Here is a 5,641-nt window from a genome sequence, read left to right on the forward strand (position 1 = left end):
CATGAATTTGCCAAAGTATGTTATGATAACCACATCAACCAAAAATTTACCAAAGTAGGCAGACCACAAACCAACGGCAAAGCTGAACGGGTCATACGAACATTGATGGAGCTTTGGCATAATCAATATGAGTTTGTCAGCAGTGAACACAGAAAGCAAGAATTAACCAGATTTCTTAATTTCTACAACACTGTTAGACCACATTCATCTTTAACCAAGAAAGATGAGATTACAGGAAAAACTTTAACTTTTACTCCTTATGAGTGGTTGGAGTTTTATTTTAAACAAAGTGTAAATAACGGGTGAGTTTCTTACAGTTTAATGAATAGCCTTGTTTTTAATTTAATCCCCCACTTTCCCACCACCCCAAAACCTGCTATAATAAGCCCCTTTACCCAAAGCACTTCGTATGTGCTTTTACTTTATTTTTTTAAATCCACTGGTAGCGGTCAAATATTTGATTGTAGCAAATATCACTGCCAACGCCAAAAACAGGAGTACCCCTATGGTCGCAATCACCCTTCCCAATGGCGATGTTAAGCATTTTGACGGTGCCACCACCGTAATGGAAATCGCCCAGTCTATCGGAGCAGGTCTTGCCAAAGCGTGTGTGGCAGGCAAAGTAAACGGCAAACTTGTGGACGCCTGCGACCCAATCACCACGGACGCAACCGTACAAATCATCACGCCAAAGGACTTTGAAGGCGTGGAAATTATCCGCCACTCTTGTGCCCACCTTTTGGGACACGCTGTCAAACAACTGTTCCCCGAAGTCAAAATGGTCATCGGACCTGTGATTGAAGACGGCTTTTATTATGACATTTATAGCGACAAACCCTTTACCCAAGACGATATGGCAACGATTGAAGCTCGTATGATAGAGCTTATCAATCAAGACTACGATGTCATCAAAAAAATGACCCCAAGAGAGAAAGTCATTGAAATCTTTAAAAATCGTGGCGAAGAATACAAACTACGCTTGATTGACGATATGCCAGACGAAACCGCAATGGGGCTATATTATCATCAAGAATACATTGATATGTGTCGTGGGCCGCACGTTCCCAATACTCGCTTTTTAAAGGCGTTTAAACTGACCAAAATGAGCGGTGCGTATTGGCGTGGCGATGCCAAAAATGAACAACTCCAACGCATCTATGGCACGGCGTGGGCGGACAAAAAAGAGCTACAGGCGTATATTAAACGCATAGAAGAAGCCGAAAAACGAGACCACCGCAAAATCGGCAAAGCCTTAAATCTGTTCCATTTACAAGAAGAAGCCCCCGGTATGGTGTTTTGGCACCCTAACGGCTGGACGGTGTGGCAGGTGCTTGAACAATATATGCGTAAAGTCCAAAAAGACAACGGCTACCTTGAAATCAAAACCCCACAAGTCGTGGACAGAAGTCTGTGGGAAAAATCTGGACATTGGGAAAATTATGGCGATATGATGTTTACCACATCAAGTGAGAAACGCGACTATGCCGTCAAGCCAATGAACTGCCCTTGCCACGTACAAGTCTTTAATCAAGGCTTAAAATCATATCGTGATTTGCCTCTACGCCTAGCCGAATTTGGCTCGTGCCACCGCAACGAACCGTCAGGCTCCTTGCACGGCATTATGCGGGTGCGTGGCTTTGTGCAGGACGATGCCCATATTTTCTGCTCGCACGAACAAATCCGAGACGAAGCCCAAGCCTTTATTAAGCTCACCTTACAAGTTTATAAAGATTTTGGCTTTGATGAAGTGCAAATGAAACTCTCCACCCGCCCCGAAAAACGAGTCGGTGCAGACGAGCTGTGGGACGATGCCGAAAAAGCCCTAGCGGACGCTTTGGACACCGCAGGGCTTGCGTGGGAACTACAAGCTGGCGAAGGGGCGTTTTATGGCCCGAAAATTGAATTTAGCCTAAAAGACTGCTTGGGGCGTGTCTGGCAATGTGGCACACTACAACTGGATTTTAATTTGCCAGAGCGACTTGGGGCAGAATACATTGATGAACACGGCGAGAGAGTGCGTCCTGTGATGCTCCACCGTGCGATTTTGGGGTCGTTTGAGAGATTTATCGGTATCTTGATTGAGCATTATGCAGGTTGGTTCCCTGCGTGGCTCGCCCCAGAGCAGGTTGTGGTAATGAACATTACCGACAAACAAGCGGGCGCAGTAGAAAGCACCGTCAAAGCCTTGCAAAATCAAGGATTTAGAGCGATTAGCGATTTGCGTAACGAAAAAATCGGCTTTAAAATCCGTGAACGCACCCTTGAACGCATTCCCTTTATGCTCGTTTTGGGCGATAAAGAAGTGGAAAGTGGCACGGTCAATGTCCGCACCCGTGAAGGCGAGAATTTGGGAAGTATGAGCCTTGATGACTTTGTCAAAGTGTTAAATGGGGCGATTGAGAAGAAGGGAAGGATTGAAGTGAAAGCGGAATAACACCAAAAAAACAAGCTCCAAAATTTTGGGGCTTGTTTTACTTTTGTCACTCTAATTTTTAAGGTGCTCACACTTATGTCTGATAATTTCACTCAATTAAATGTAATGATTGCCAATATTGATTTAAAAAACCATCTCAACCAATTATCACAACAAGAATTGGCTTATCTGCAAATCATTCCCCCAAGTTGGATGCAAGGTTTAGAATATTCTGCCTATTTAGAACAGCTCAATCATTTATCATATTTGTATAAAAATGGTAGAATTGTGATGGCACATATTGTCCAAGCCAATAGAATGTTGTTTTCTGATGATAATACACATTCTTGTCCTGCTGAAATTATTTATGATATCAATGGAAAAACCAGCATTGATGAATTATCACAAATCGCTCACCAATTATTCAGCTTAAAACACAATACACCTGATGACCTTGAATTAAAAAAATATGCTGAACATATTACCAATGAGCGTACACAATTATTCTCTCGTGTGCCAAAAGTTTTGACCGAAAAAGAATTGGTAACAACCACAATGTTTATTTGGCGACCGCATTTGCCAAATGGGATTTTATCAATAGGCTATTTCCCAATTTTAATCAGCGATACTCATCAAGGAATAGCAACTGTATTACCTGCAAGATTTTGGAAAAATAGTGATTTGTATCAAGATTGGATTTCTTATAATGATATGGATATGAGTAATGCTTTTTTAAAAATGAGCAAAGTTAATCATATTTGGCAAGAATTTCAGGATTACGCAAAACCAACTGCACAGGATTTTAATTTACTCAATCAAATGATTGGTAATGAAATTGATGTTTCGGAGAAATCTGTAAATTTTTTACAACAATGTATTGATACAATTAAAGAAGGCTATAAAGAAAATCACATACCAATCAAGAAAAATAAACCAAATTTTTTGAATAAAATAAAATCTTTATTTGGATATTGACTAATAAGGTGTGCATAATGTATTTTTTAATCTACAACTTCATCGGCTCATTAAAATCATCCGCCACAAACTTAACCAACTCTTCCGCTCCGTCAAGCTCTCTCTTTGGGCTTTTTTTCAAGAAATTCACGAAAGGCTTGCAATATGGATTGTTCATTTAATAACCCAAATTTATCGGCTTGGGCAGATAATTCGTCTTAGGGTATGTAAAGTAAGTACGGTCATAGGATTATCCTTGTGCATTTCTTGTTATGGTAGCGGATTTAGGTAAGTTTATCAAACCACAACTCTCAACCCTTGCTATTTTACCAAAAAATTGGCTTGTATTTTTTTACAGATTTGTTATGATAATAAAAACAGTTTTTTAAGGAAAGTTTTATGAAAAGCTTAAAAGTTTTGGCGGTTTGTGCGTTAATGGTGGTGAGTAGGCAAAGTTTTGCCCAGACTACTCCTATCTCTTTTGCCAAAGGTAGCCATTGTGGTAGCTTTGAGGGGGATTATACAAACCGAACTTTTACTTTAAATACCAAAGCCAACCAAACCATTTATGTTACTATTAGAGAAAACGCTCGTGATGTTGAGGATATTAAAATCATAGACCCAAAAGGTCGCACTACTTATGCAGACGGTGCAGAGCTTGATTTTACCACCAAAGTCAAAGGCGTGCATAAAATCAAGATTATCCCTTATAATGATGCAGGGTGGGCAAATATTGAATTTTGTGCTTATTAACCAGCAGTTTATATGAAAAAATTAGCACTTGCTCTAATATTAAGCTTTGCTAGCATATCTGCCCACGCTCAAACCTGCAAAGCAACCGACCCAACAGGCACACCGCTCAATGTACGAGCCACACCAAACGGCAAAATTATTGATAAAATCAAAAATAATACAACCGTTTATGTTAGTGAATACGCCTATGACGACAAAGGTCGCCCTTGGATAATGGTGTTTAACGCCAAAACCGATAAATATATCGGATGGGTTTATCGGGAATTTATCAGTTGTTATTGATTTTTAAAAATCCATTCAAGAAATTGAGTGGATTTTTAAAAATCCGTATTACCAAATAACAGGTAAATCATATTTGGCACAATACCCATCAGAACTAGAGCATGTTGAACTTTATTAGACCATGTTGAACTTTATTAACAAAACAAAAAAAACGATTTTGGTACAATGCAAGCTCTAGCCCAAACAAAGCACCAAAATCGTCATGGCTCGCACCTTACTCACAAATGAACAATGGCATAAGTTAAAAATATTCTACTACAACTTGGTATCTACAACAAGCACAATCTTAGATTAACCGTAGAAGGCATTTTGTTTTGCATTCGTACAGGCATACCTTGGAGAGACTTACCCAAATGTTCTGGTTGCCACAACACCATTTACAAAGCCTTTGTGCGTTGGTAAGCTGGGTAAGCTCATAAAATTGTTTCAATGCCTATCCAAAGAAGCTGATACTGAGTGGGTGTTTATAGATGGTGGTTACATCAAAGCCCATCAACATACTTGTAATGTTGCTAACAAGACAGAACAAGGCATTGGTAAAAGTATGGGTGGTAACACCACAAAGATTCATCTTGTGTTAGATGCTTGCGGCAACCCTATTGATTTTCTCATCACAGGTGGACAAGTTCATGATGTTAAGGTTGCTCCACAGCTTATAGAGCAAAACAAACAAGTTTTATCAAAGCATACAGAAGCATTAAGTGCGGATATTGGCTACGACTGTGATGAACTAAGGGAGCAAATTAAACAAACCAATACAACACCCAACATACCAAAACGCAGTAATAGCAAAAGTAAAGACCAAAACCCAATAGATGACTACTTGTACAAACTAATGAAAAATGCAAAAGATTTAGAACGGTTGCTACAAGATATGATAAGCTACTGGTGTATTATCAAGGTACAGTGACTTTGGCTTTTGTTTGTCAGTGGGTGAGATTGTTGTGAATGTTCGACATGGCATACACAAATTCAACGATTTTAAAAACCAAAACCCCCTCTATCAATGACAGAGGGGGCTAAATAAGGTGCTGACGATGACCTACTCTCACATGGGCGAACCACACTACCATCGGCGCTAAGACGTTTCACTTCTGAGTTCGGGAAGGGATCAGGTGGTTCCATCTTGCTATTGTCGTCAGCGTAAAAGGATTAACAACGCTGCTTATGAGTCTGTTATTGTGTTTTATTCAAGATTGATTCAAGCTTGTTAGGTAAAATCTTTACACTTATCTCATA

At 39.8% G+C, this 5,641-nt stretch carries 5 protein-coding genes, 1 rRNA gene and 1 pseudogene; 6 read left to right on the forward strand and 1 reads right to left on the reverse strand.

All coding sequences use genetic code 11. From position 1 onward, the window contains the following. The 6 genes and pseudogenes from K941_RS17255 to K941_RS15805 all read left to right on the forward strand — a co-directional run. On the forward strand, positions 1 to 306 hold a 306-nt coding region (locus K941_RS17255; protein ID WP_036388340.1), incomplete at its 5' end, for an integrase core domain-containing protein. Between the two features lie 199 nt (positions 307 to 505). After that, positions 506 to 2,434 carry a threonine--tRNA ligase gene (thrS, locus tag K941_RS0111835; protein ID WP_029103773.1) on the forward strand — a complete coding sequence of 643 codons (1,929 nt, stop codon included), beginning with the start codon at positions 506 to 508 and terminating at the stop codon, positions 2,432 to 2,434. 75 nt (positions 2,435 to 2,509) lie between these two features. Further along, complete coding sequence (locus K941_RS0111840) at positions 2,510 to 3,388, forward strand: hypothetical protein (RefSeq protein WP_029103774.1); 879 nt, start codon at positions 2,510 to 2,512, stop codon at positions 3,386 to 3,388. Positions 3,389 to 3,766: 378 nt separating this feature from the next. Then, positions 3,767 to 4,120 carry a hypothetical protein gene (locus K941_RS0111850; protein ID WP_029103775.1) on the forward strand — a complete coding sequence of 118 codons (354 nt, stop codon included), beginning with the start codon at positions 3,767 to 3,769 and terminating at the stop codon, positions 4,118 to 4,120. Positions 4,121 to 4,132: 12 nt separating this feature from the next. Continuing rightward, a complete protein-coding gene (locus K941_RS0111855; RefSeq protein WP_029103776.1) occupies positions 4,133 to 4,402 on the forward strand; it encodes an SH3 domain-containing protein in 270 nt (89 codons plus the stop codon). 202 nt (positions 4,403 to 4,604) lie between these two features. Continuing rightward, positions 4,605 to 5,350 (forward strand): annotated as a pseudogene (locus K941_RS15805) (IS5 family transposase). Positions 5,351 to 5,431: 81 nt separating this feature from the next. Here K941_RS15805 and rrf read toward each other — a convergent pair. Continuing rightward, positions 5,432 to 5,545 (reverse strand): 5S ribosomal RNA (gene rrf, locus K941_RS0111865). Positions 5,546 to 5,641 lie beyond the last annotated feature (96 nt).

The sequence above is a fragment of the Moraxella caprae DSM 19149 genome, from assembly GCF_000426885.1.
GTDB lineage: Bacteria > Pseudomonadota > Gammaproteobacteria > Pseudomonadales > Moraxellaceae > Moraxella > Moraxella caprae.